19 protein-coding genes are annotated in these 21,505 nt (G+C 57.7%); 8 read left to right on the forward strand and 11 right to left on the reverse strand.

What is annotated here, in order from left to right; translation table 11 throughout:
- Positions 1–60 precede the first annotated feature (60 nt).
- The 4 genes from IAE27_RS18010 to narI are packed head-to-tail and all read left to right on the forward strand — an operon-like array spanning position 61 to position 6,714.
- Entirely contained in the window at positions 61–3,801 is a 3,741-nt protein-coding gene (locus tag IAE27_RS18010; protein ID WP_200092757.1) for a nitrate reductase subunit alpha, read from the forward strand.
- The gene (gene narH / locus IAE27_RS18015; RefSeq protein WP_004101903.1) at positions 3,798–5,342 is read left to right on the forward strand and encodes a nitrate reductase subunit beta; all 1,545 of its coding nucleotides are present in this window, start codon (positions 3,798–3,800) and stop codon (positions 5,340–5,342) included. Before IAE27_RS18010 ends, narH begins: the two co-directional genes overlap by 4 nt.
- Positions 5,342–6,037 carry a nitrate reductase molybdenum cofactor assembly chaperone gene (gene narW / locus IAE27_RS18020; RefSeq protein WP_108703785.1) on the forward strand — a complete coding sequence of 232 codons (696 nt, stop codon included), beginning with the start codon at positions 5,342–5,344 and terminating at the stop codon, positions 6,035–6,037. Before narH ends, narW begins: the two co-directional genes overlap by 1 nt.
- The gene (gene narI / locus IAE27_RS18025) at positions 6,034–6,714 is read left to right on the forward strand and encodes a respiratory nitrate reductase subunit gamma (RefSeq protein ID WP_004101901.1); all 681 of its coding nucleotides are present in this window, start codon (positions 6,034–6,036) and stop codon (positions 6,712–6,714) included. Before narW ends, narI begins: the two co-directional genes overlap by 4 nt.
- Positions 6,715–6,874: 160 nt before the next feature.
- On the opposite strand, the gene nhoA is transcribed toward narI, so the two are convergent.
- From nhoA to IAE27_RS18045, 4 genes are all read right to left on the reverse strand, one after another.
- Positions 6,875–7,720, reverse strand: a complete 846-nt coding sequence (gene nhoA / locus IAE27_RS18030) for an N-hydroxyarylamine O-acetyltransferase (protein ID WP_004112839.1) — start codon at positions 7,718–7,720, stop codon at positions 6,875–6,877.
- A 76-nt stretch (positions 7,721–7,796) separates the two neighbouring features.
- The gene (locus IAE27_RS18035) at positions 7,797–9,452 is read right to left on the reverse strand and encodes an ABC transporter permease (RefSeq protein ID WP_070557576.1); all 1,656 of its coding nucleotides are present in this window, start codon (positions 9,450–9,452) and stop codon (positions 7,797–7,799) included.
- 156 nt (positions 9,453–9,608) lie between these two features.
- Complete coding sequence (locus IAE27_RS18040) at positions 9,609–10,577, reverse strand: ABC transporter substrate-binding protein (protein ID WP_154022158.1); 969 nt, start codon at positions 10,575–10,577, stop codon at positions 9,609–9,611.
- On the reverse strand, positions 10,574–11,275 hold the full coding sequence (locus IAE27_RS18045; protein WP_154022159.1) for an ABC transporter ATP-binding protein: 702 nt from the start codon (positions 11,273–11,275) through the stop codon (positions 10,574–10,576). The genes IAE27_RS18040 and IAE27_RS18045 overlap by 4 nt, the downstream gene beginning before the upstream one ends.
- 213 nt (positions 11,276–11,488) lie before the next feature.
- Between IAE27_RS18045 and IAE27_RS18050 the strand changes: the two genes are divergently transcribed.
- Positions 11,489–12,070, forward strand: a complete 582-nt coding sequence (locus IAE27_RS18050) for a flavin reductase family protein (protein WP_004112829.1) — start codon at positions 11,489–11,491, stop codon at positions 12,068–12,070.
- A gap of 157 nt (positions 12,071–12,227) precedes the next feature.
- Here IAE27_RS18050 and IAE27_RS18055 read toward each other — a convergent pair whose 3' ends face one another.
- Positions 12,228–13,052 carry a helix-turn-helix domain-containing protein gene (locus tag IAE27_RS18055; protein WP_004112826.1) on the reverse strand — a complete coding sequence of 275 codons (825 nt, stop codon included), beginning with the start codon at positions 13,050–13,052 and terminating at the stop codon, positions 12,228–12,230.
- Between the two features lie 203 nt (positions 13,053–13,255).
- Between IAE27_RS18055 and IAE27_RS18060 the strand changes: the two genes are divergently transcribed.
- Genes IAE27_RS18060 through IAE27_RS18070 form a run of 3 tightly spaced genes read left to right on the forward strand, consistent with a single transcriptional unit; the run spans position 13,256 to position 17,885 of the window.
- Entirely contained in the window at positions 13,256–14,827 is a 1,572-nt protein-coding gene (locus IAE27_RS18060) for a family 78 glycoside hydrolase catalytic domain (RefSeq protein ID WP_108703779.1), read from the forward strand.
- A 26-nt stretch (positions 14,828–14,853) separates the two neighbouring features.
- On the forward strand, positions 14,854–16,236 hold the full coding sequence (locus tag IAE27_RS18065; protein ID WP_108703778.1) for a glycoside-pentoside-hexuronide (GPH):cation symporter: 1,383 nt from the start codon (positions 14,854–14,856) through the stop codon (positions 16,234–16,236).
- 44 nt (positions 16,237–16,280) lie between these two features.
- Positions 16,281–17,885: a carbohydrate porin gene (locus IAE27_RS18070; protein WP_004101886.1), complete on the forward strand. Its 1,605-nt coding sequence runs from the start codon at positions 16,281–16,283 to the stop codon at positions 17,883–17,885.
- Positions 17,886–17,925: 40 nt separating this feature from the next.
- On the opposite strand, the gene IAE27_RS18075 is transcribed toward IAE27_RS18070, so the two are convergent.
- From IAE27_RS18075 to IAE27_RS18100, 6 genes are all read right to left on the reverse strand, one after another.
- Positions 17,926–18,372: a hypothetical protein gene (locus tag IAE27_RS18075; protein WP_064372056.1), complete on the reverse strand. Its 447-nt coding sequence runs from the start codon at positions 18,370–18,372 to the stop codon at positions 17,926–17,928.
- Positions 18,373–18,450: 78 nt separating this feature from the next.
- Positions 18,451–18,747: a NadS family protein gene (gene nadS, locus IAE27_RS18080; RefSeq protein ID WP_004138143.1), complete on the reverse strand. Its 297-nt coding sequence runs from the start codon at positions 18,745–18,747 to the stop codon at positions 18,451–18,453.
- A 75-nt stretch (positions 18,748–18,822) separates the two neighbouring features.
- Entirely contained in the window at positions 18,823–19,140 is a 318-nt protein-coding gene (locus IAE27_RS18085; protein ID WP_064372055.1) for a type II toxin-antitoxin system RelE/ParE family toxin, read from the reverse strand.
- Positions 19,141–19,387: 247 nt separating this feature from the next.
- Positions 19,388–19,615 carry a tautomerase PptA gene (gene pptA, locus IAE27_RS18090; protein WP_004101884.1) on the reverse strand — a complete coding sequence of 76 codons (228 nt, stop codon included), beginning with the start codon at positions 19,613–19,615 and terminating at the stop codon, positions 19,388–19,390.
- A 69-nt stretch (positions 19,616–19,684) separates the two neighbouring features.
- Positions 19,685–20,302, reverse strand: a complete 618-nt coding sequence (locus IAE27_RS18095) for a glutathione S-transferase family protein (protein ID WP_115239525.1) — start codon at positions 20,300–20,302, stop codon at positions 19,685–19,687.
- Positions 20,303–20,427: 125 nt separating this feature from the next.
- On the reverse strand, positions 20,428–21,432 hold the full coding sequence (locus IAE27_RS18100; protein ID WP_004112805.1) for a LacI family DNA-binding transcriptional regulator: 1,005 nt from the start codon (positions 21,430–21,432) through the stop codon (positions 20,428–20,430).
- Positions 21,433–21,505 lie beyond the last annotated feature (73 nt).

Here is a 21,505-nt window from a genome sequence, read left to right on the forward strand (position 1 = left end):
CTGGCCTACAGGATAGTGCGGTCTTGTAAGGCCGGACATTATTGGAGCAGGAGAAATGTCATGAGTAAACTACTGGATCGCTTTCGCTACTTTAAACAAAAAGGCGAGAGCTTTGCCAACGGTCACGGCCAGGTATACAACACCAACCGCGACTGGGAAGACAGCTATCGGCAGCGCTGGCAGTTCGACAAAATCGTCCGCTCAACCCACGGCGTGAACTGTACGGGCTCATGCAGCTGGAAGATTTACGTCAAAAACGGTCTGGTCACCTGGGAAACCCAGCAAACAGACTACCCGCGAACCCGCCCGGATCTGCCCAACCACGAACCCCGCGGCTGCCCGCGCGGCGCGAGCTACTCCTGGTACCTTTACAGCGCCAACCGTCTGAAGTATCCGCTGGTGCGCAAGCGGCTGATTGCGCTGTGGCGCGAAGCGCTGGCTCAGCACGCCGATCCGGTGCAGGCGTGGGATAGCATTATGCAGGACCCGGTTAAAACCCTCAGCTACAAGCAGGTACGCGGCAAAGGCGGGTTTATCCGCTCAAGCTGGAAAGAGCTGAATCAGCTGATTGCCGCCGCCAACGTCTGGACCATCAAAAACTACGGGCCGGACCGGGTGGCGGGCTTTTCGCCGATCCCGGCGATGTCGATGGTCTCTTACGCCGCGGGTACCCGCTATCTGTCGCTACTTGGCGGCACCTGTCTGAGCTTCTACGACTGGTACTGCGACCTTCCCCCCGCCTCGCCGATGACCTGGGGTGAGCAAACCGATGTCCCTGAATCCGCCGACTGGTATAACTCAAGCTATATCATCGCCTGGGGCTCAAACGTCCCACAGACCCGAACGCCGGACGCCCACTTTTTTACCGAAGTGCGCTATAAGGGCACCAAAACCATCGCGATTACTCCGGATTTTTCGGAAGTTGCCAAACTCAGCGATCAGTGGCTGGCGCCGAAACAGGGCACCGACAGCGCGCTGGCGATGGCAATGGGCCATGTGATCCTCAAAACGTTTCACCTTGATAATCCCAGCGACTATTTCCTCAACTACTGTCGCACCTATACCGATATGCCGATGCTGGTGATGCTTGAGCGCCGCGAGGAGGGTTTCTACGTTCCCGGCAGGATGGTCCGCGCCGCCGATCTGGTCGACGATTTGGGCGAAAGCAACAACCCGGAGTGGAAAACCGTCGCGTACAACAGCGCAGGTGAACTGGTGGCGCCAAACGGTTCGATTGGCTTCCGCTGGGGAGAGAAAGGCAAGTGGAACCTCGAACAGCAGGCCGCCGGGCAAACCATTGAACTCAAACTATCGCTGCTGGATAGCCGTGACGACGTGGTGACGGTGGGTTTCCCCTACTTCGGCGGCAACGAAAACCCGCACTTTCGCAGCATCAAGCAGGATCCGGTGACGCTGCATCAGCTGCCGGTTAAGCAGCTCCCGCTGGCCAATGGCGAAACGGGACTGGTGGTCAGCGTTTATGATCTCATCCTCGCTAACTACGGGCTCGATCGCGGTTTAGACGACCCCAACGCCGCCAGGGACTTTGGCGAAATGAAAGCCTATACCCCGGCGTGGGCCGAACAGATCACCGGCGTCCCGCGCCAGCACATCGAGCAGATCGCCCGCGAGTTCGCCGATACCGCGCATAAAACCCACGGACGATCGATGATTATCCTCGGCGCCGGCGTCAACCACTGGTACCACATGGATATGAACTACCGTGGGATGATCAATATGCTGGTGTTCTGCGGCTGCGTCGGCCAGAGCGGCGGCGGCTGGTCGCACTATGTCGGCCAGGAGAAACTGCGTCCGCAAACCGGCTGGCTGCCGCTGGCGTTCGCGCTGGACTGGAATCGTCCGCCGCGCCAGATGAACAGCACCTCCTTTTTTTACAATCACGCCAGCCAGTGGCGCTATGAAAAGCTAACCGCCCGGGAGCTGCTGTCGCCGCTGTCCGACGCCAGCCAATTCAGCGGCCATCTGATCGATTTTAACGTTCGCGCCGAGCGCATGGGCTGGCTGCCTTCCGCGCCGCAGTTGGGGGTTAACCCACTGACCATCAAGGCGCAGGCCGCCGCAGCCGGACTGACCCCCGCCGACTACACCGCCCGGGCGCTGAAGTCCGGCGAGATCCGCTTCGCCTGCGAACAGCCGGATAACGGCAAAAACCATCCGCGTAATCTGTTTATCTGGCGCTCAAACCTGCTGGGCTCTTCCGGCAAGGGCCATGAGTATATGCTCAAATACCTGCTGGGGACCGACAGCGGTATTCAGGGCGAAGAGCTGGGGGCTACCGATGAGGTGAAGCCGGAAGAGGTGGAGTGGCAAACCGCGGCCATTGAGGGCAAACTCGACCTGCTGGTGACGCTCGACTTTCGCATGTCCAGCACCTGTCTGTTCTCCGATATCGTTCTGCCAACCGCCACCTGGTACGAAAAAGACGATATGAACACCTCGGATATGCATCCCTTTATTCACCCGCTCTCCGCCGCCGTTGACCCGGCGTGGGAGGCGAAAAGCGACTGGGAAATTTACAAAGATATCGCCAGAACCTTCTCTGAAGTCTGCGTCGGCCACCTCGATAAAGAGACCGACGTGGTACTGGTGCCACTGCAGCATGACTCCCCGGCGGAACTCTCTCAGCCCTTTGACGTGCTGGACTGGCGGAAAGGCGAATGCGAGCTGACGCCGGGTAAAACCGCGCCGTCGATTGCCGTGGTTGAGCGCGATTATCCAGCGACCTATGAGCGCTTTACCTCCCTCGGCCCGCTGCTCGACAAACTCGGCAACGGCGGTAAAGGCATCACCTGGAACACCCAGAACGAGGTCGATTTCCTCGGCAAGCTCAACTACGTCAAGCTGGATGGCCCGGCTAAAGGCCGCCCGCGCATCGACACCGCCATCGACGCCTCGGAAGTGATCCTCGCCCTCGCCCCGGAAACCAATGGTCAGGTGGCGGTCAAAGCCTGGCAAGCGCTCGGCGAATTTACCGGCCGCGAGCACACGCACCTGGCGCTGAATAAAGAGGATGAAAAAATCCGCTTCCGCGACATTCAGGCCCAGCCGCGCAAAATTATCTCCAGCCCGACCTGGTCCGGCCTCGAGAGCGAGCATGTGTCGTACAACGCCGGCTATACCAACGTCCACGAGCTGATCCCCTGGCGCACCCTTTCCGGCCGCCAGCAGCTCTATCAGGATCACCCCTGGATGCGCGCCTTTGGCGAAAGCCTGGTGGTCTATCGTCCGCCCATTGACACCCGCAGCGTCAGCCAGATGAAAGCGATCCCGCCTAACGGCTTTCCTGAAAAAGCGCTCAACTTTCTGACGCCGCACCAGAAATGGGGCATTCACTCCACCTACAGCGAAAACCTGCTGATGCTAACTCTGTCGCGCGGCGGGCCGATCGTGTGGATCAGCGAAACCGATGCTCGCGAACTGGGGATTGAAGATAACGACTGGATCGAGGCCTTCAACGCCAACGGCGCGCTCACCGCTCGCGCGGTGGTCAGCCAGCGCGTACCGCCGGGGATGACCATGATGTACCACGCGCAGGAGCGTCTGATGAATATTCCGGGCTCGGAAGTCACCGGACGGCGCGGCGGGATCCATAACTCGGTGACCCGCGTGTGCCCGAAACCGACCCATATGATTGGCGGCTACGCCCAGCTGGCTTACGGTTTCAACTATTACGGAACCGTCGGCTCCAATCGCGATGAGTTCATCATGATCCGCAAAATGAAAAATATTGACTGGCTGGATGACGAAGGTCGCGACGGGATACAGGAGGCGAAAAAATGAAAATACGCTCACAGGTCGGCATGGTTCTCAATCTTGATAAATGCATCGGCTGCCACACCTGTTCCGTCACCTGTAAAAACGTCTGGACCGGACGTGAAGGAATGGAATACGCCTGGTTTAACAACGTCGAAACCAAACCGGGCATCGGTTATCCAAAAAACTGGGAAGACCAGGAGGTGTGGGAAGGCGGCTGGGTGCGCGACGTTAATGGCAAAATACGCCCGCGTCTGGGCGGCAAAATGGGCGTCATCACCAAAATCTTCGCCAATCCGGTGATACCGCAAATCGACGATTATTATGAGCCTTTTACCTTTGATTATCAGCACCTGCACAACGCGCCGGAGGGGAAACATTTGCCCACCGCCCGTCCGCGCTCGCTTATCGATGGTAAGCGGATGGATAAAATCATCTGGGGGCCCAACTGGGAAGAGCTGCTCGGCGGCGAGTTTGAAAAGCGCGCCCGCGACCGTAACTTCGACAAGATTCAGAAGGAGATGTACGGCCAGTTTGAAAACACCTTCATGATGTATCTGCCGCGCCTGTGCGAGCACTGCCTGAATCCGAGCTGCGTCGCCACCTGCCCGAGCGGCGCCATCTACAAGCGTGAAGAAGACGGCATCGTGCTGATCGACCAGGATAAATGCCGCGGCTGGCGTCTGTGCATCAGCGGCTGCCCGTACAAAAAAATCTACTTCAACTGGAAAAGCGGTAAATCGGAAAAATGCATCTTCTGCTACCCGCGTATCGAATCCGGCCAGCCCACCGTCTGTTCGGAAACCTGCGTGGGGCGTATCCGCTATCTCGGCGTATTGTTGTACGACGCCGATCGCATTGAAGAGGCCGCCAGCACCGAGCGCGAAACCGATCTCTATGAGCGGCAGTGTGAGGTGTTCCTCAATCCCCACGACCCGGCGGTGATTGAAGAAGCGCTGAAACAGGGGATTCCACAAAACGTGATTGATGCCGCCCAGCGCTCGCCGGTGTACAAAATGGCGATGGACTGGAAGCTGGCGCTGCCGCTGCATCCGGAATACCGCACCCTGCCAATGGTCTGGTACGTGCCGCCGCTGTCGCCGATTCAGTCCTACGCCGACGCCGGCGGCCTGCCGAAAAGCGACGGCGTGCTTCCGGCCATCGAAAGCCTGCGTATTCCGGTACAGTATCTCGCCAATATGCTCAGCGCGGGCGATACCGGCCCGGTGCTGCGCGCGCTGAAGCGCATGATGGCGATGCGTCATTACATGCGCTCGCAAACGGTGGAAGGCGTCACGGATACCCGCGCCATCGAGGAAGTGGGCTTAAGCGTTGAACAGGTCGAGGAGATGTACCGCTATCTGGCGATCGCCAACTATGAAGACCGTTTCGTGATCCCGACCAGCCACCGCGAAATGGCGCGCGACGCTTTCCCCGAGCGCAACGGCTGCGGCTTTACCTTTGGCGACGGCTGCCACGGCTCCGACACCAAATTCAACCTGTTCAACAGTAGCCGTATCGATGCCATCAACATCACCGAAGTACGCGATAAAGCGGAGGGGGAATAATGCAAATCCTCAAAGCGATCGGCCTGCTGATGGAGTACCCGGATGAGTTTCTTTGGCAGTGCAAGGAGGAGGTGCTGGCCATGGTGCGGCACGACGCCCCCATGCTCAACGACTTCGCCGCTGAGATGCTGAATGCCCCGCTGCTGGACAAGCAGGCCGAATGGTGCGAAGTGTTCGACCGGGGCCGCGCCACGTCGCTGCTGCTGTTTGAACACGTGCACGCCGAGTCCCGCGATCGCGGCCAGGCAATGGTCGATCTGCTCGCTCAGTATGAAAAAGCGGGTCTACAGCTCGACTGTCGCGAACTTCCAGACCATCTGCCGCTGTATCTGGAATACCTCAGCATCCTGCCGGAAAACGAAGCGCGTGAGGGGCTGCAAAACGTCGCGCCGATTCTGGCGCTGCTGGGCGGGCGGCTCAAGCAGCGCGAGGTAGCGTGGTACCCGCTGTTTGACGCCCTGCTGAGCCTCGCCGGGAGCCCCCTCTCAAGTGACAGCGTCACGCAGCAGGTTAACAAAGAGTCCCGTGATGATACCCGGCAGGCGCTGGATGCGGTCTGGGAAGAAGAGCAGGTGAAATTTATCGAAGATAACGCCACAACCTGTGACAGCTCACCGTTACAGCAATATCAACGACGCTTTAGCCAGGACGTGGCGCCGCAGTACGTCGACGTCAGCGCGGGAGGCCCGAAATGATACAGTACCTGAACGTCTTTTTTTACGACATCTACCCCTACATCTGCGCGACGGTCTTTTTTCTCGGCAGCTGGCTGCGCTATGACTACGGTCAGTACACCTGGCGCGCCTCCTCCAGCCAGATGCTCGATAAACGCGGGATGGTGATCTGGTCGAATCTTTTTCATATCGGCATACTCGGCATTTTCTTTGGCCATCTGTTCGGCATGTTAACGCCGCACTGGATGTATGCCTGGTTTTTACCGATTGCGGTCAAGCAGCAGATGGCGATGGTGCTCGGCGGCGTCTGCGGCGTCCTGACGCTGATCGGCGGCGCCGGTTTGCTCTGGCGTCGTTTGACCAACCAGCGCGTTCGCGCGACCTCGACCACCCCGGATATCATCATCATGAGCATTCTGTTGATTCAGTGCCTGCTCGGGCTGAGCACGATTCCTTTTTCGGCGCAGTATCCTGACGGCAGTGAAATGATGAAGCTGGTTGGCTGGGCGCAAGGCATCGTGACCTTCCGCGGCGGCTCGTCTGAAATGCTCAGCGGTGTCGCCTTTGTTTTCCGCGTACATCTGGTACTGGGAATGACGATTTTCCTGCTGTTCCCGTTCACCCGTCTGGTTCACGTCTGGAGCGCGCCGTTTGAATATTTCACCCGCCGCTACCAGGTGGTACGTTCAAGACGCTGAGCAAAATCTGCAATCATCCCGGGTCGCGGCGTAAACGCCTCACCAGGGATACATCAACGCAGATGGCTGTGAACCGTAGCCCGGCTAAGCGTAGCGCAAGCCGGGTAACATCCACGTTTGACAGCCACCCCTTATCCAGCCAACGGTTCCTGTATGGTATTTACTTACCAGCCTCGGGATGGGTATCAAACGCCGCCATCACTGCCGCCAGTTCCGCTTCGCTGAAGCCATATTTGGCATCATCCACGCCGAGGCCAAAACGCGTTTGCAGCGCTTCATACAGCGCCGGAACATCCGCTAAATCCCGCTTTTCGACCACATGGTTTTTATCCCAATGGGTAAAGTGGAAATTGGTCAGCGTCATCTTGCCGCCATCCGGTAAGTGGCGGCACATCAGCAGATGATGGCGGAAGTGCGACTGCGGCCAGTGCGCTGACCAGAAGTTGCCCATCACATAGTCGGAAGCGTACTGGCGACCTAAGTCAAAATGGTACATCGACTGCCAGTGGCCGTGATGGCTGAACTGCAGGGTCCACTCTTCCCCTTCGTAGATCAGGCGATACTCACCGTGCGGGGTCGCTTGTTCCACATCGGCCAGCAGCTTGATCGGCGCGGTCAGGGTCTGGCCGCCGAAACCAACGTCAGCAATCCAGCGTTCGCCCTCCACGTCCACCAGCAGCAGCCGATGGGTACGCGGCGGCATATGCGGCGGATTGGCCAGCACCACGCGGCCCAGAAGGCTGCGCACATTGAAACCAATTTCGCGCAGCGCTCTCTCCAGCAGGCCGTTTTGCTCGAAGCAGTAACCGCCGCGACGACCGTGAATCAGCTTATCTTCCAGGGTGCGATCGTCGAGATGTATCTCTCTTGGCAGCAGCACATCCAGATTTTCAAAGGGGATCGCGCCGTTATGGTGAATATGCAATTCGCGAAGGGTATTAAGTGAAACACCCGGGGTGCCCGTCCAGCCCAGACGAGAAAAATAGGCGCTTAAAAAGGGACTCATCAATGCCTCCAGCAATCGGTGTCCGACATTTATAGCCTGTTTTTCCCGCCTGACCAGCTATTTTGTGCGATCGCATTTATCCGCGCGTGCCTCGCTGCATCAGCGCCAGTGCGCTGAGCATCAGCCCGAGACCGGTAAGCAGCGTCAGCGACGCCATTGCCATTCCCTGCCCCGCCGAGCCCTGCTCAAACTGGCGCCAGATAAACACCGCGACGGTTTGCGTTCCTGCTGGCGCGAGCAGCAGCGAAGTTACCAGCTCGCGGGAGGCGACGGCGAACACCATCAGCATCGCCGCCAGCAGCGCCGGGAAGACCAGCGGCAGAACGATCAGACGCAGCGCCTGCAGGGCCGTCGCCCCATGTACCCTTGCCGCAGGCTCAAGATTATTGCCAAGCTGGCGCAGCGCGCTGCCGACGTAGCGTACCGGCCAGGGCAGCAGCAGACAACTGTAGGAGAGCAGCAGCATAAACCAGCTGTTGTAGGGGGAAAGCGGCCAGAACGGCTGATTCCACAACAGAATCAACCCGACGCCTACCACCACGCCCGGCAGCGCCGCCGGCAGCAGCGATAAGGCATCGACTATCGCGCTCCCCTTGATTTTTTGCACCACAACCAGCCAGGCGGCGAGCAGCCCCACCAGCCCAACAACCCCAGCCGAAGCCAGCGCCAGCGAAAGGCTGGTTGCCAGCGCCGACAGCGCATCGCCCTGCTGAGCAAACAGCGCGGCAAAATGGCGAAAGGTAACGTTGTCAACATGAATACCGCCCGACAGCGTGCTCATCAGGCTGGTCAGCACCATCGATGCGCCAGGCAGCACCACCGCCAGCCCACCGACGCCCGCCATCACTAGCACCGCCGGAAGCGCCAGCCAGCCCAGCTCCGCCCCGCTATTCTCTCCCGGCTTGCCGGTGACGCTGGTGACCTCTTTATCGCCAGTCAGCCGTTTTTGCAGCCACCAGGCCAGCAGCGCCACCGCGATCAGCAGCAGCGACAGCAGCGATGCGCCGGGCAGATCGACAGGCCAGTCGGCAAGCTTTTTCTCGATGCCTACGGTCAGCATGACCAGCCCCGCCCGCGACCCGAGGGCCGCCGGAACGCCGTATTCCTCAATCGCCAGGGTAAACGCCAAAAGCATCCCCGCCGCCAGAGCCGGCGAAAGCATCGGCAGCGTGATGTGCCAGAACGCCCGCCAGGCGCTGGCGCCGTGCACCCGGGCGACAATCGCCAGCCGCTGACCGCTGGCCAACAGGCTGCGCGAGACGGCAAAGTAGACCACCGGAAAGATATTGAGCGTCATCACCAGCACAATCCCGATGCGGCTAAAAAGCAGATCGTTAAGATCCCAGCCGGTCAGCTGCTGCAGATAGCCATGACTTTGCAGCATCAGCATCCACGACAGCGCGGCAATATAGGGCGGCGTCAGAAAGGGGATCAGAAAGAGCAGATCCCACAGCCGCGGCAGCGGGATAGTAAACAATCCGCGCACGACGCCCAGCGGTAGACCGATGACCACGCTCATCAGCGCCACGCCGCAGGCCACCCACAGGGTACTGCCGAGCATCGTAGGCAGCTGCGGGTCGGCAATCAGTGTTGACACGCCGCTAAACGCGCCGCTCAGCGAGCCGGCGCTAAACCGGGGAAAAATCGCCTGGAGGACGATAAAGAGCAGCGGCAACGCCACCAGCACCAGCAGTGCCGCCAGCGTGCCCGCTGAAATAAGTCTCTGTTTCACGATATATTCCTGGATACGATCTTACCCGGCTCGCGCTGCGCTTAGCCGGGCTACAAAATCACGGCCGTTTACAGTCCGGTAGCCCCGACAGGCGCGCCAGCGCCGCCTCCGGGGAATGTGCCCGAACCAACTTTCGCAGCTTGGGGAAAAGTCGGTTTACTGGGCGAAAAGCGTATTAAAGCGGGAAAGCACCGCACTACGTTCGCTAGTGCCTTCGCCGGCGGTCGGCAGAATTTTCAGCTCGTTGAGCAGCGGGCGCTTCGCCGGAATATCGCTGCGGGCGGGCATAAGCCAGGCGTCGGCGACCAGCGCCTGGCCTTCCGGTGACAGCACATAATCAATAAAGGCCTTTGCATCGTCAGCATGCGGGCTGGTTTTGAGGATCATCATCGGCCGCGGCGCAATCACCGTGCCGCTGGCCGGGAAAATCACCTTTAGCGATTCGCCCTGATGGATATTGCCGTAAGAGACATAATCAACCGCGCCGAATACCGCCGCTTTCGCGCCCTGCATCACCGGCGTCACCGCCTGGGCATTCGGCCCGCTGACCGCCATGCCATTCTTCTTCAAGTCATTAAACAGCGCCCAGGCCTGGTCGCCCATGCCATTCTGTAACCCGATCAGCAAATCCAGCGATGCGCCGGAAAGCGCCGGGTCCGGCGTCGTCACTTTGTCTTTGAACGCCGCTTCGGTCAGGTCGCGCCACTCTTTCGGCTCCGGAGTGCCGCTTTTGGTATTCCAGACGATCCCCAGCGCCGAAATCCCCTGGGCAACGTAATCGGTGGATTTCAGGTTCGCCGGGACTTTATCGGCATTGGCGCTCTGATACGGCAGCAGCCAGCCGCGGTGATGCAAATCTTCCGCGGTATCCCACGAAGCGGAAATCAGCACATCTGCCTGCGGGTTAGCCTGCTCGGCCTCAAGACGCGCCATCACCTTACCGGTGGTGGCCTGAAATATATTCACCTTAACGCCGGTTTTCTTCTCATAGCCGCTGGCAAGGCTTTTCGCCAGCGAGCCCGGCCCGGCGGTGTAGACGGTGAGCGCCTGGGCGCTGGAGATCGTGGTGGCGGACAGCATCATCGCGAGCGCGGCTCCTTTGGTAACGGTGATAACGGTTTTCATACGGATTCCCCTGAGGTTGAAGTCACGGCGCGGACGGCGGCAATGCAGCCCGCAGATAAATGAACAATCTTGTCGGCCAGCAGCTCGGCTTCGCGACGGTCGTGGGTGACGTAGACGGCAGTGATGCCCAGCTGGCGCAGCAGGCGGCTCATTTCGAGGCACAGCGACTCGCGCAGCTCGCTGTCGAGATTGGAGAGCGGCTCATCGAACAGCAGCACACGCGGTTCTGCGACGATGGCGCGGGCCAGGGCAACGCGCTGCTGCTGGCCGCCGGAAAGGCCCGACGGTTTGCGCTCGGCGAAGCCGCTGAGACCGACCATCGCCAGCGCCTCCTCGACCCGTCGCTGTCGTTCCTTGTGCCCGATGCCGCGCATGCGCAGCGGGAAAGCCACGTTCTGCGCCGCCGTCATATGCGGCCACAGGGCGTAATCCTGGAAGACCATGCCGAGATCGCGCTGCTCCGGCGGCATACCCCAGCCGGCTTTCGCCACCAGCCGATCGCCGAAGTGAATGCTGCCGCTGGCGGGTACGGTTAATCCGGCGAGCAGGCGCAGCAGCGTGCTTTTGCCGCAGCCAGAAGGCCCGAGCAGCGCCACGATGCTGCCCGCATCGATATGCAGATCGATCTGATTAAGGACGGTGTTGGCGCCGAAGGCGAAAGAAACGCCGTCAAGCTTAATGCTGGTAAGCGCGCGCATTTTCGCCCTCCCGTTGGGAAAGCGTGGCTCTGCCGGCGGTCAACATCCGCCGGCCCGCGCTCACCTGTGTCAAAGACAGGGGAGCTAACATATTGTTATCCTCTTTGGGACTTAGTGACGCCGACTATAGGGAGCCTTGATGACGTATTGATTACATTTTCATTGCGGCTTAACGTGTTGTCTGGCATCAGACCCATTTACCAAGGAACGCATATGAGCCGTTTTCGCCACGTGGAACTCCAGTACGCCAGTCGCCTGCTCAACCATGGCCCAACGATTTTAATAACCAGCTACGATGCCCATACTCAGCGCCGCAACGTTATGGCCGCCGCATGGTCGATGCCGGTGGAGTTCGCCCCGCCGCGGCTGGCTATCGTGGTGGATAAAAGCGCCTGGACGCGGGAAATTATTGAGCGCAACGGCACGTTCGGCATCGTCGTCCCGGGCGTCGAGGCCGCCAGCTGGACCTACGCGGTCGGTAGCATCAGCGGACGCGATGAGGATAAATTTAACGCTTACGGTATTCCGGTGGTGCAAGGCCCGGAGCTGGGATTGCCGCTGATTGAAGAAAAGTGTCTGGCGTGGATGGAGTGCCGACTGCTGCCGGCAACGGCGGCTCAAGAGCAGTACGATACGCTGTTTGGCGAAGTGGTTTCCGCCGCCGCCGACGAACGTGCGTTTGTCACCGGACGCTGGCAGTTCGACGATGATAAGATCAATACCCTCCATCATCTCGGCACCGGCAACTTTGTCGCCAGCGGCCGCCACGTCCGCGCCAATACGCCAGAAGAGTAGCCCGGACAGACGCGCAGCATCGCCTCCGGGGCAATTCTTCACCACCCTGCTCGTCTCTCCCGGGGGCGGCGCGCAGCGCCTGCCCGGGCTACCGGGCCGCAGACCGCTGAGAACGCGTGGCCCGGACAGATGCGCAGCATCGCCCCCGGGGAGAGAACTAGCGCTGCAAACGCCGCCGGTCTTCGCTGGGAGTCAGGCCAAAAACCTTTTTATATAAAGTGGTAAAGTGATTACTATTGGCAAAGCCGCATAGATAAGCCACTTCGGTAATCGTCATATCGGTCTCGCGTAATTTTACGCGCGCCGAAACTAATCGTAGACGCTTTAAATAATTATCCGGCGTCAATCCCGTCGCCTCTTTAATATGGCGAAAAGCGGTACGCGTGGTCAGATGGAATTTCTCCGCCAGCTGCTGCCAGTTATGATCTTCAAAACAGTGCTCCTGTAGCCAGGTCAGCAATTTATGCAGCTTATATTTAGTGGTGCTATATTCGGCTTCGGTTTCGGCATGCAGAATCGTCGTCACCAGCTGGAAAAACGCGGCTTCGCGCAGGGCAATATTTTGCCCCTGCCGCAGCTCGGCAGAAAATATCTTATCCACCAGTTCCTTGCAGATATGGCGGGTGTCCGGCGCCAGCCAACCATAGCAGGACGCATTCTGCGCAGAGAAAGTCTGTAATAAAGTATCGAGAGGCTGTAAATAATGAAACCCTACCAACGGGTTAATCAGCACATTAATTAACTTAAGCGTCCCTAGCTCATCATAATAATGAACGTCACCCGGCTGAACGTAAAAAACGTCGCCCTGTTGAATATATAGTGGTCTGCCATTAATAACATGTAAACCGTGCCCTTCCTCAACGATCACCAGCTCAGCAAATTCATGACTATGTTCATGGCTATTATCTTCCGGATCGCTGGCGTACATGCCCAGCTTATCCTGCGGATGGGTGAAATAATACTCAACGGTCAACATCATCATCTATAAAGTCCAAAACGGCATACGGCGCAGAGGCAAGATAATGCATTTTCCCGACCGCCACGAGCAAGATTTTTGGAATTGTGATCGGCGACCCGCCCATCTCATTATCAGTGCCAATCTGGCAAATGCATTGGCATTGCCAGAGTGGTTGCCCCCGGGGCCGGCATCTTATGCTGCGGACAAATAAATACAGAGGACGCAGTATGTCACAGGCAATTCAGCATAATTCTCAGGTCTCGATGACCCGCCACCCGGATTTTCTACGCACCGCCGAGACGCTCCGGCCCGCGCTACGCCGCCAGGCGTACCCGCCGATCGCCGTGGTGGAAGCCCACGCCGACGCCACGGCACTGTTTGGCTGGCGCGCCGAACCGGTAAGTTCCCTGGCCGCGTTTTACCAGCGCGAGCTGAGCAGCGGCGATAGCGTCATTATTGATTTTGGCAGCCACTTTGTTGGCTACCTGCATTTTCTCTGTCAGAGCGTCGGGAGCCCACCGGACGCTCCGGCCCATCTGCAGTTCACCTTCGGCGAAACGCTGAGCGAAGTGTGTGAACCGTTCAGCGATTACCAGGGCTGGCTAAGCAGCAGCTGGCTGCAGCAGCAGGATCTGTGGCTTGATGTCTTGCCGGCCGAAGTTGATCTGCCGCGCCGCTACTGCTTCCGCTATCTGAAGGTGGAGGTCAAAGCCGTGTCGCGCAAGTTTCGTCTGCAGTTCAACCAGATTCAGGTGAATGCCGTTACCTCCGCCAGCGGCGCATGCCCGGCAGCGACAACCGCCGACCCGCAGCTCAAGGCCATCGACAGCGTTGCCGTTCTGACCCTGCAAAACTGCATGCAGGAGGTGTTTGAGGATGGCCCCAAACGCGACCGCCGCCTGTGGCTCGGCGATTTACGTTTGCAGGCGCTGGTGAACGATGTGACCTTCGCCCGTCACGATTTAGTACGCCGCTGCCTGTACCTTTTCGCCGGGCATACTCGTGAGGACGGTATGGTATCGGCCAACGTGTTCGTGCAGCCGGATGTCATTGCTGACGATACTTTTCTTTTTGATTATTCTCTGTTTTTTGTTGACGTTCTCTACAACTATCTGCAAAGCGCGGAGGATATTGCTACGGCCCGCGAGCTGTGGCCCACGGCCCGTCGTCAGATTGAACTGGCGCTGAAACGCTGCGACGCCTCCGGGGTTGTGCGCGATAGCGACGACTGGTGGGTGTTTATCGACTGGCAGGCATCGCTGAATAAACAGGCTGCAGCGCAGGGCGTGCTGATTTACTGCCTGCAGCGCGCCGTCTGGCTGGCGGAGCGTTTCGAACCTGAGCTGGCCGTCAGCTATCGCCAGCGTTTACAGCAGATTAAAGCTGCGGCCCTCGATGTCTTATGGGACGAGCAGCAAGGCTTCTACATCAGCGGCGAGCAGCGGCAGGTCTCATGGGCATCGCAAATCTGGCTGGTACTGGCGGAAGTCGGTACTCCTCAGCAGCGCCGGGAGATCATGCATAATCTGGAGCAAAATCCCCCCGCGATCGCCATGAACACGCCATACCTGCGTCACCACTATATTGCCGCCCTTTTGCAGTGCGGGCTGCGCGATGACGCTATTGCGCAGATCAAAGCCTACTGGGGAGCAATGGTCGACTACGGTGCCGATACCTTCTGGGAAATCTTCGACCCGGCGCATCCTGATTTTTCCCCTTATGGCAGCAAGCTGATAAACAGTTATTGCCATGCGTGGAGCTGCACCCCGGCCTGGTTTATTCGCCAGTACGGACTTTAACAACAACGATAAGCGAGTTTACTTTTATGGCAGAAACAACCTTTACCCTTTGGCGGCAGCGCCTTGGCTATGGCATCGCCGACCTCTCCTGCAACCTTGTGTGGCAGATGATCTCTCTTTATCTGATGTTCTTTTACACCGACGTGATGGGCCTGTCCGCTTATTACGTTGGCCTGATGTTCCTCGTGACGCGCCTGGTGGACGGCGTTGCCGACGTGCTAATGGGGCTGGTTATCGACAATACCGCCACCCGCTGGGGGCGCTGCCGTCCGTATCTGCTGATTGGCGCGATCCCCTTCGGACTGCTGTGTATTCTGGCCTTTTACGTGCCTGATTTTGGCACCACCGGTAAGCTGATCTACGCTTTTGTCACCTATCTGTGTCTGTCGTTTCTCTATACCCTCGTTAATATTCCATTCTGCGCCATGCTACCGTTTCTGACGAACGACTCGCGGGAGCGCACGACGCTGTCGGCGGTGCGCATTCTGCTCGGCTCGCTCGGCGCGACTATTGTCGCGGTCGCCACTCTGCCGCTGGTTGGCGCGCTGGGGAAAGGCAATCAGGAGCACGGCTTCTTCTATACGGCGGTGATTTTCGGCGTTATTGCCACCTTTTTTCTGCTGGTGAGCTTCCGGAACGTTAAGGAAAATATCAGTATTACTCAGGAGCGCATGACCTTAAAACGCGCCTGGGTCAGCCTGCGCGCCAACCGACCGTGGTTCGTCTTCGCCATCAATATTTTCCTGATGTGGGGCGCGTTTTTCTTCCAGACCGGGGCGCTGGTCTACTTCTTCCATTATTACGTCGGTAATAACGATCTCACGGCGATCGTCGCCGGGATCTCCACCTTCGTTCCTCTGCTGGGTACCCTCACCGTTCCGCTGCTCGCCAGCAGGATGAAAAAACGCCACGTCTATCTGGTAGCCAGCGCGATCAACCTGGTCGGCATGGGCATGATGATGGCGGCAGGCGTTAACAGCTGGGGTCTGGTTGCCGGAGCGGTGGTGCTATCGCTTGGCGCCGGACAGCGCACGGCAATTTACTTCTCTATGCAAGCCGATCCGGTGGATTACGGAGTATGGAAAACCGGCATCAATACCGCCGGCATTTTAACCTCCATCAACGGCTTTCTTGGCAAGGTGGCGATGGCGGGCGCGGGAGCCATTACCGGGGCCCTGCTCTCATCCGGCGGTTATATCGCTAACCAGACGCAAAGCGACGGCGCGATGCTGGCGATAAAAGCCTGCTACCTCTATATCCCGGCGCTGCTGATTGTGGCTTCAATGCTGTGGATTGGTCGCTTCTACCGACTCGACGACCAGTACGAGCAGATCCGCGCCGACCTTGACGCTGGACGCCGTGCGCCGTCGAACCCATCGTCCGTTGCTGGAGAAAACCACGCCCTTTAAGGCGCAGCACCCCCTTCATACCTCTGAAAAAAATAAGGATTGATATGCGTATCTCTTTGATTAGCGCAGCGGTTTGCTGCGCCCTTTTTTCGGCTTACGGCGCGAGTGCGGCCCCGCTCACCGTCGAACAACGGCTAGCGCAGCTGGAGGCCCGGCTTAATCATGCGGAGCAGGAGGCCGGAGAGGCCAAACGTCGGGCGCAGCAGGCGGAGCTGCGCACCAGCGCCGCGGAACAACGCGCGGCGGCAGCGGAAAAGCAGGTGCAGACCCTCAGTCAGCGCACCGCAGCGACCGAGCAAAAGCAGCAGGCTGCCGACAAACAGCTGGCGAAAAGCAGCCTCAGCGATGGCTTCGAGTTCAACGCCTACGCGCGCTCCGGGATGCTGGTTGACAGCCATGGTAAAGGCGCGCGCGGCGGCCCGGGTGTCTCCCCGGCCAGTTCGCTCAACGGCGATGCCCACGTTGGCCGTCTCGGCAACGAGAAAGATAACTACGTGGAGCTCAGCTTCGGCAAAAAAATGACCTTCAGCGACGGGTCATGGGCGCACTTTAAAACCATGCTTGCCGACGGGGCAACCAACCCGGATCCATGGGTACAGGATAACGACAGCCACCACCTGAACGTGCGTCAGCTGTACGTCGAGATGGGCAATTTCGCCGATTTTTCCGGGCCGTTCAGGAGCGCTTCCATCTGGGCGGGCAAGCGTTTCGACCGCGATAATTTCGATATCCACTTTACCGATAGCGATATTATGTTCCTCGGCGGTACCGGCGGCGGGATCAATGACGTGAAGTGGGGTGATACGCTGCGCGGCGATTACTCGGTCTATGCGCGTAACTTCGGCGATCTGGGTAGCGATAACTACCAGGATAACGATATACAGAACCTGATGTTCACCGCCAACCACTTCTGGAACAACTGGCAGCTGATGACCACGGCGATGACCGCCCAGGGCAATGATGATCTGAAAGATAATACCTCGACCACCGGCAGTTACGCTCTGCGCAGCGATAATACGGCGAAAAACGGCTACTACGCGATGCTGGCGTATCACGACAAACAGCAATTCTATGGCCTCGCGCCGGGCGTATCGGAGAGCGCCCTGCAGTACGGCGGCGGGCTGGGCGCCGAGGCGCGCCAGCCCGGCAGCGATGGCGATCTTACCGAGAACGCAAAGTCCCTGCGTTTTGCGTCCTACGGCATTTTGCCGTTGGGGAAAAACTGGCAGCTTGCACCATCGGTTATCGCCCAGCATAGCGAAGATCGCTACCGCGATGGCGACCGCTACGATTGGGCAACCTTTAACCTGCGGGTTTCCCAGGGGATCACCCGCAACTTCGCCCTGCTATACGAGGCGTCCTGGCAATATATGGACCTGAATCCCAACGGCCGAACCTATCGCTACGACAGCGGCGTGCATCAATACCAGGCGGTGAGCGGCGATTTTTACAAGCTGACCTTCGCCCCGACGTTCAAAGTTGGCGATGTGTTTGATATCAAAGCGAGGCCGGAGATACGTTTCTTTGTCACGTGGATGAATTGGGATAAAGACCTGGATCGTTATGCGATCAACGATGATTTCGGCAGTAAAGGCTTTACCGCCGGAGGAAACTGGAACTTTGGCGTGCAGACGGAGATTTGGTTTTAATAAAGCAGCCCGTCCGGGGCAAATGCCTGGACGGGTTTATTTAAATACACGTTGTCACTTTGTCACTATGCCAGTTCTGTATGAAGTAAAATAAACTAATAAAATAAAAACCATAACAGGCTATAAAGATAAAGGTTGTTTTTATAATTCCAATAAGTGACTTTCTTTTTTTCTCAACGATAAGAAGATCGTGAAACCTTTCTTGCTGTTGTTGTGGTGTTAAATTATTAAGTATTTTATTTTTTATATCATCGTGAATCTTTTTAAACGTTCGCTTTTCACCTGGAAAGCTACCGTGTAGAAGAAACAAAAAAATAAAGAAAAGCATAACGAAAGCCAATATCTGAATACTGGGATCAGTTACTCCCCAGCATCCAAGGGTAGCAATAAACAACCAGATACCATGAGTGTTTGCTCGCGCTCTAAACCTATCAATGTGAGCGCTGTATTTCTCGATTTCTTTCAAAATAGAATCGTTGGTTTCCATACGTAATACTCTCCTTTTTAAAGGCTCCGGTTACGAAAGAGGGCAAACTCTGCCATTTTCCTTGCGAAGAATAACCTTTCAAATAACCTTCAACAAGTTGATAATCAATGGATTGCCCTGAAGCAATAAAAGCAGCTTTCTGGATGCGCCGGTAGGATGACGTCGTTTCGTTTCCCAGCTTTTAACCAGCTCATAGCTAACGCCAACGGCGGCGGCGAAGTCCTGCTGTTTTAAACCTGTGGCTTCACGTATCGCTTTCACATCAACTTCGCTGAAGGTATGAACGTGGTGCACCTTCGGCGTTTGTTCACCCTTCTCAATCCTGACCATTTCTTCTGCACTAGCCAGCAGATCGGCAAACAATTCGTCTTTCATACACACCTCAGTTGGCTCTCTGGCGCTATCGATGTTTCGTTCATTAATAGCTCAGCCTCACTTTATGTTTATTGGCTAGTTTAATAACTCAGCAACCTGCCTTAACATCTTTTTCTGCTCCTGGCTTAACTCATCCTGTTCATTTTTAGGATAGATGAGCGCCAGGTAGATTCTTCCCTTTATCATTACATTATAGTAAATCACCCGCACGCCGCCGCGCTTTCCCGTTCCGGGACGACTCCAGCGGATTTTACGAAAACCTCCGGTTCCCGAAATGGTGTCACCTGCCTCAGGATCATTGATCAGGATTTCCTGAAAGGCCCGAAATTCATCATCCGGTAACAGCGCCTGGCGTCGTTTACTGAAGCCTTGTAGTTCAATAAAAGTAAACATCTCATTCCCTGATGTCCTTACGACTTATCAGACAAAATACATGTACAGGGTACATTAATCAAGAGGTTTTATGTACCTTGTACATGGTGTCGCGTTTGCCCACGACAAGATGTATCGCTCATGACTTCGCTTCAGTGCCCCCTCTCCCGAGGGGCACACAGCGCCTGCCCGGGCTACCGGATAGCAGACCACTGAGAACGCGTAGCCCGGACAGATGCGCAGCATCGCCTCCGGGAAAGAAAGCGGGTTACATGCTATAACCCGGTTTTTTAATCAGCTGTTCCATCTGCGGGGCGATTTCGCTGTCCCACACCTGTTGCCAGTCGCTCTCTTTAATTTCATTCAGGGCCACGCTCACCGAGCGCTCTTTGCTGTTGAGATGGCGAATCACCACCTCGGTAATATCGGCGGCCAGCGCCGCTTTTTGTTCATCATTCAGGTCGCGGGGAAAACATTTAATATCAATATGCGGCATAGCAGGCTCCTTTATTGTCAGGATGATAAAGCTAGCATAACCCGCATCATCTGGATCGCTTTTTGTGCTTTAAATCAGCTCGTTGCGGCGAAGAACGGCTTCGAGTTTGGGATGGCGATACACCGCATCCGCCACGGCGACGAATTTTGGCGTTTGCGCCGCAAACCACTCCCGTCGCGGGCCCCAGGCACACATTGCCGCAATATAGCAGTCCAGCAGAGTTATTTCCGCCCCCAGCGCATACGGCGCGGCGGCAAGCTGCTCCTCCAGCCACTGATAAAGCGATTTGCGATAGCTGATGCAGCTTTCCCGCAGCTGCTCTGGCGCATCGGCGGCCCAGCGCTCCGGGTAATCCGCAAAGGTAAAGGTGGGATAAACGTTCGCCACCAGCCAGATGAGCAGACGCTGAAAGGCATGCCGCTGCGGCGATCCCGGCGCCGGAGCCAGATCCGGTCGCACGTCGAGGATCATCAGAGCAATCGCCGCGGATTCGGTCATCACGCTGCCATCTTCAAGCGTGAGGGTCGGCACCTGACACAGTGGGTTAATCTGCTTGAGACGGTCGCGCTGCAGGCCCGGTTGGTCAAAGCCCTCAACGTTGACAAAATGGTACGGGATATCGGCCAGCGTCAGCATCAGTTCGCTTATCGTTGAGCCCCAGCCGGGTACGCCATAGACGGTGATCATATTCTGCGCCCTCAAGAAATTTGCCGCCCGTGAACAGAGCGGCGACGGGTTTAGCAACCTTGCAGTATAGGTTTGATTGAGCAATATCGCTATGGAGTCCCCCTCGCCCAGGCTAAACCACAGCGCTACGCCGACTCGCGCGCCACAAGGTGAAAGCCAATATCAATAATCGCGTCCCCTTCTTCGCCGCCTTCTATGCGGTCGGCAAGCAGCGTAGCCGCCTGCTCGCCAATGGCGTGACGGTCGACGCTGACGGTGGTGATCGCCGGACGATTGCTGGCGGCGAAATCCAGATCGCCAAAGCCGATCACCGCCAGATCCTGCGGCACGCGCAGCCCCCGGCTTTCCGCTTCCATAATCGCTCCCTGGGCAAGGGTGTCGGAACTGCAGACGATAACGTCAAACTCGCCACCGGCGAGCAGTTCGGCCAGACCGCGTCGCCCCAGCGCCAGCGATGCCGGAAGCGGCACCTCGACCTGCGGGGCAACGTTAATTCCACTTTTGGCCAGCCGGGCCAGGAGCCCCTGCTTTCGCAACGTCGCGCGCGCATCGCCTGCCCACAGCAGTCCCGGGCGACGGTAGCCTTTTTCCAGCAAATATTCGCCAATGGTTTCACCGACTTTTTCATGCGAAAAACCAACCAGCATATCCAGCGGCGTCGGGGTGAGATCCCAGATTTCCACCACCGGCGTGGCGGCGTTGAGGATCGTCCTCTTTAACGCCGGAGCGTGCTGAATACCGGTCAACACCACGCCATCCGGACGCCGGGAGAGTAAGGTTGCTACCAGCTCGGCTTCGGTCTGACGGCTATAGCCCGCCACGCACAGCAGCATATGATAGCCGCGCGCCGCCAGGGTATCGCTCAGCGCCTGGATGGTATCGACAAACATATTGTTATTAATTTGCGGCACCACCACCGCCACCAGTTTGCTGCGCCTGGAGGCCAGGCCGCCGGCCAGCGCGTTGGGGATATAACCCGTGGCCTGCACCGCCTGCATCACTTTCTCTACCGTTTTTGGCCTTACCAGCTGCGGCGTATTCAGCGCCCGACTGACCGTCATCGACGACAACCCGGCGCTGCGGGCCACATCATCCAGCGTCGGCGCGCGCGTCGGTTTTCTGCTTTTCACGGCTAAGCCCCTGTGTTGAGTCGTTTCCTGTGGCCATTATTGATGATGGTCCAGGCAATTGCCAGCGCCCGTC

Source organism: Klebsiella sp. S69 (assembly GCF_016516145.1).
Classification (GTDB): domain Bacteria; phylum Pseudomonadota; class Gammaproteobacteria; order Enterobacterales; family Enterobacteriaceae; genus Klebsiella; species Klebsiella oxytoca.